The organism is Psychrobacter sp., from assembly GCF_030454045.1.
In the GTDB taxonomy this organism is placed as follows: Bacteria; Pseudomonadota; Gammaproteobacteria; order Pseudomonadales; family Moraxellaceae; genus Psychrobacter.
On sequence record NZ_JAKDJE010000115.1, the window covers coordinates 1 to 5169 of the forward strand.

A 5169-nucleotide genomic window follows, 5' to 3' on the forward strand; every position below is an offset into this window, starting at 1 on the left:
AAGGTGTTGCTTATTTTTTTCAATGTTTTCTCAATTCTATACAGCCCCTAATTAGATGAATAGCAATTAAAGGTTGATGATTGTGCTTTAAAAGCTTTATTTATTGTCTTCAAGGAGTGATTTTATGAAACATATTGCCGATGAAAAATCTATCAAAGGTGGTCAGTACGATAAAGTGCCAGAAAACTATAGTGGTACGGTTTATATCTGCCCGATGCATCCTGAGGTTAGAGATACTGAGAAGAGCGATTGTCCGATATGCGGCATGTTTCTCAAACCTGAAGACGAGGTTGCTGAATCCAACAGTAATGAGGGCAGTCATGCGCATTGTCATAAAGCGGATGCTAATAATAGTACTGAGTTAAAGTCTGTCGAAGGCAATAAGTACGACAAGATACCAGAAAATTATAACGGCACGATTTATATTTGTCCTATGCATCCAGAAGTAAGAGATGTTGAAAAAAGCGACTGTCCAATATGCGGTATGTTTCTTAAACCTGAAAATGAGGTCGCTGGTTTAAGAGATGATCAAGCAAGCAACAATGAAGACATTCATGCGCATTGTCATGGAAATCATACTAAAAGCGGCGAAGTAAAATCAGTCAAAGGCGGCAAATACGACAAAGTGCCAGCAAATTATACTGGCACCGTCTATATCTGTCCTATGCATCCTGAAGTTAGAGACGTTGAAAATAGTGGCTGTCCGATATGCGGCATGGCGTTAGAACCCGAAACGGTAACGGTGGGTGAGGAAGATACGTCAGAGCTTGACGATATGACGCGGCGCTTTTGGATTTGTACCGTACTGACCATTCCGCTTTTTCTTTATGCCATGAGCGATATGGTCGGTATCAATCTGCATACTATTGGTGAGTACGATATCTCCTCACAAGTGGCGCAGTGGATACAATTAGCATTAGCAACGCCAGTGGTCATTTGGGGCGCGGCTCCATTCTTTGTACGCGGTTGGCAATCGATAAAAAGCCGCAATCTTAATATGTTCACTTTAATAGCCATAGGGGTTGGCGCCGCTTATGGGTTTAGTATTGTGGCTACCTTCTTCCCTGATATTTTCCCCGATAGCTTTAGAGATTCTGCAGGTCAAGTTGGGGTTTATTATGAAGCCGCCGCAGTTATTACTACCTTAGTGTTGTTAGGCCAAGTGTTGGAACTCAAAGCCAGAAGTCAAACCTCAGGTGCGATTCGAGCGCTACTTGAGCTGGCACCGCCAACCGCGAGACGAGTGGATGAGAGTGGCGCTGAGGTAGAAGTTGCTCTAGAAGAAGTGGTCAGTGGTGATAAACTGCGCGTCAAACCCGGTGAAAAACTTCCCGTAGATGGCATGGTCATTGAGGGTAGTAGTAATGTTGATGAGTCGATGGTCACCGGTGAGCCGCTTGCTGTCGCTAAAGTATCAGGCGATCCGGTTACGGGTGGCACCGTTAATGGTACTGGCACCTTATTAGTTGAAGCGGTCAATGTCGGTGACGACACGGTGTTATCCAAAATCGTCAAAATGGTCGCTGAAGCTCAACGTAGTCGTGCCCCAATACAAAAAATCGTTGATCAAGTCGCAGGTTGGTTCGTGCCGATTGTGCTTGTTTGCTCAATCCTAACTTTTATCGTTTGGGCCATCTTTGGCCCCGTTCCCGCCATGGCGTTTGCTATCGTTAACGCTATCGCCGTACTTATTATCGCTTGCCCTTGTGCGCTTGGATTGGCAACGCCTATGTCTATTATGGTCGGCACAGGCATGGGCGCGCAAAATGGCGTCCTTATCAAAAACGCTGAAGCGCTTGAGAGCATGGAAAAAGTCGATACTATCGTTGTTGACAAGACTGGCACATTAACCGCTGGTAAACCTGAGCTGACCGCGATCGAGGCGCTGGCAGGTCAAGATAAAGATGAGTTTTTGGCTCTCGTCGCCGCAGTAGAGACGGCTAGCGAACATCCTTTAGCAGAAGCTATCGTGAGAGCTGCTAAGGACAAGTCGCTTATTATCCCTAACGCTACGGACTTTAATTCAACGACGGGTGAGGGCGTACAAGCGCTAGTTAATGGCACGCAAGTCGCTATCGGTAACTCAAAACTGATGCAGAGCTTAAACAGTTTTGATAGTGAGTTATCAAGTAAAGCCGATATTCGTAGAAAAGAGGGCGAAACGGTGATGTTCGTCGCTATAGATGGCAAAGCGGCTGGGATAATATCAGTCGCTGACCCGATCAAGCCAAGCACCGCCGATGCGATAAAACTGCTCCATGGTGCCGGTTTAAAAGTCGTCATGCTAACGGGTGATAATGAAAAAACCGCGCAAGCGGTCGCTAATAAGTTAGGCATCGATGACGTCCATGCCGATGTCTCACCAGAAGATAAAAACCGTATCGTCAAAGAGATGCAAGATGGCGGCAAAATAGTGGCTATGGCGGGAGACGGTATCAATGATGCGCCAGCACTAGCGCAGGCGAATGTCGGTATCGCTATGGGTACGGGAACTGATGTGGCGATGGAGAGTGCTAGCGTGACTCTCGTCAAAGGCGATCTGATGGGTATAGCCAAAGCCCATAAGCTGAGCCGCTCAACGATGCGGAATATCAGACAGAATTTGTTTTTTGCCTTTATTTATAATGCCATCGGCGTACCCATTGCCGCAGGCGTGCTTTATCCTGCCTTTGGTTTACTACTAAGCCCGATGATAGCAGCAGCGGCGATGAGCTTATCGTCAGTATCGGTGATTGGTAATGCGCTTAGATTACGGCGGCTAGATTTGTAATGTAAATGTTATAAATTGACCACTAAAGCTAAAGCACAACGACGAGTATAGAGCATTTTAAAAACTAGGAATAAGGATAATATTATGGGTAGCTTTTCTATTACGCATTGGCTGATTTTATTAGTAGTCGTAGTAGTGGTGTTTGGTACTGCCAAGCTTAAAAATGCGGGTAAAGATTTAGGCGGTGCGGTAAAGGGCTTTAAAGAAGCGGTCAAAGATGAAGAAACTGAACATGCCTGCAAGAATCGAGCACTTAGCCATGAAGCCACTACTTCAACTGTAAATAATGATTTAAATACTAACAGCTTAAGTACTAATAACCTAGATACTAATAGCCTAAATACTAGGGGCAGCACTCAGGCTGATGATTTAGAAGTTAGGCCTGTTATCGCTGATGATAACAACAAAGTGTAGAGCTTGAGGTATTTCGCTAACCGTATTTAATAATCTACTAACTAATATATTTGCCCATTATGTTTGATATTGGATTTTCCGAATTACTGTTATTTGGAGTCATCGCTTTAATTGTCTTGGGCCCAGAAAAACTACCACAAGCTGCACGTACCGCTGGGCAATGGTATGCCAAATTGCGTCGCACGATTTCAACCTTACAGTCTGATATAGAGTCTGAGCTTGATTTGGCTGAGACACGAAAACAGATGCAAGATGAGCTGGCAAAGATTCGTCAGACTGAGACAGACATGCGGCGTGAGTTAGCCGAGATGCGCGGTAGTATGGATAAGTTTGAAAACTCGCAAAACCAAAGCTTAGATACTTCCTATCAGTCAAACACTCCTCAGCAGCAAAATCATCAGCCAGATACTTCCTCTTCTTCAGCTATAGAGAAGGGGGATAAATGAGCTTATTTAAGCGCCAAAAAAGTCGCCAAAGAAAGTTAGCAAATACAGATGCTAAGGCGTCAGATGCTACCCATAATGTTGAGACTGATAATGTGCTGAATGTGCTTAGCGACATGCCTATTACTGAGCATTTGATTGAATTACGCAAGCATCTCATCAAAATATGCGTAGCCGTTTTGATCGTCTTCTTAGCATTGGTAGGGTTTTCGCGTGAGCTCTACAATCTTTTATCAGACCCTCTGGTTGCGCAGATGCCTGCGAATTCGACTATGATTGCTACTGATATTACCTCGAACTTTATGGCACCTATTCGCTTGACGATTTTCGTTGCTGCCTTTGTAGTGATGCCGTATATTCTGTATCAAATTTGGTCATTTATAGCGCCTGGATTATATAAAAAAGAGAAAAAAATCACTATTCCAGTGCTGATATCTTCGATATTCCTATTTTATTCTGGTGTCGCTTTTGCCTACTTTGTGGTACTCAAAGGCGTATTGAAGTTCTTTATTTTATTCGCTCCGCAAAACGTTATACCTATGACCGATATCGATAGTTATTTAAGCTTTGCGCTAAAGTTATTTATGGTATTTGGACTCACTTTTGAGATTCCAGTGGTTACTTTATTATTGATAATGGTCGGTATCATATCCACTCAGAGTCTAGATAGTAAGCGCCGATATATCATCGTCGGTTGTTTTGCTGTGTCAGCGGTAGTCACACCGCCCGATGGGGTGTCAATGCTATTGCTCGCGATTCCAATGTGGCTACTGTTCGAGTTAGGTTTGTTTTTAGCGAAAGTACTCATTAAAGAAGAGCGTAAAACCGTATAACCTTGCAAAGTAGCTAATTTATAAACTAGATATATTGCAAATTAAGTATCTTGCAAAATGACTATTTCGTAAAGTAACTATAAAAATAACCTTATCTTAAACATTTAAGACACTTTTTTTATTTTGGCTGTCCCCTAAACCCTATCAGTACATTCAACTTAGTAATGAGATTTAAATGGAATCCCTAATTAATAATAAAAACAAAACGAATGATAATCTGGCAAATCAGCTTAATCAAGAGTGCTATTGCCGTACTTTAGATCGTAAAGCGCTTAATAACAGCCTGCAAGATCAATTAGTAAACACAAGAGATAATCCACTAGGAGCCAATGAGCTTAATAAGCTGTTTTCAGCGACACCGGTGTTCGTCCCTAAGACAGAGATAGAAGCAATGGTGCGAATCATCGCAGCTATTGAGTCGACTGCTAGACTACCGTCATATCAACAGCAAGTACTGTCGTGGGCACCCAATATCGCGGCTTTCGATCCGGGGCCAATAGGGGCCTTTATGGGTTATGACTTTCACTTAGGGAGCGATGACCCCAAGCTTATTGAGATCAATACCAATGCTGGAGGCGCATTTTTAAACGTAGCACTTGCTGAGCTATGCTGAAGAAACCGTACAACTAAACTTGGTAAACTAAGCACAATTATAGGAGTTTACCATGACCAAGAAAGTAAGAACCTACAGTAACGAATTTAAAGCTGA

At 43.2% G+C, this 5169-nt stretch carries 4 protein-coding genes and 1 pseudogene; all 5 read left to right on the forward strand.

The features are described from left to right. The first annotated feature begins 124 nt into the window (after window positions 1–124). Window positions 125–2770: a copper-translocating P-type ATPase gene (locus tag L0G63_RS13290; RefSeq protein ID WP_301451084.1), complete on the forward strand. Its 2646-nt coding sequence runs from the start codon at window positions 125–127 to the stop codon at window positions 2768–2770. An 84-nt stretch (window positions 2771–2854) separates the two neighbouring features. Next, window positions 2855–3076 (forward strand): annotated as a pseudogene (gene tatA, locus L0G63_RS13295) (Sec-independent protein translocase subunit TatA); the annotation flags it as partial. A 167-nt stretch (window positions 3077–3243) separates the two neighbouring features. Continuing rightward, the gene (gene tatB, locus L0G63_RS13300; RefSeq protein ID WP_192992010.1) at window positions 3244–3630 is read left to right on the forward strand and encodes a Sec-independent protein translocase protein TatB; all 387 of its coding nucleotides are present in this window, start codon (window positions 3244–3246) and stop codon (window positions 3628–3630) included. Beyond that, a complete protein-coding gene (gene tatC / locus L0G63_RS13305; RefSeq protein ID WP_301451085.1) occupies window positions 3627–4460 on the forward strand; it encodes a twin-arginine translocase subunit TatC in 834 nt (277 codons plus the stop codon). Before tatB ends, tatC begins: the two co-directional genes overlap by 4 nt. Before the next feature lie 175 nt (window positions 4461–4635). Continuing rightward, complete coding sequence (locus L0G63_RS13310; protein ID WP_301451086.1) at window positions 4636–5073, forward strand: hypothetical protein; 438 nt, start codon at window positions 4636–4638, stop codon at window positions 5071–5073. Window positions 5074–5169 lie beyond the last annotated feature (96 nt).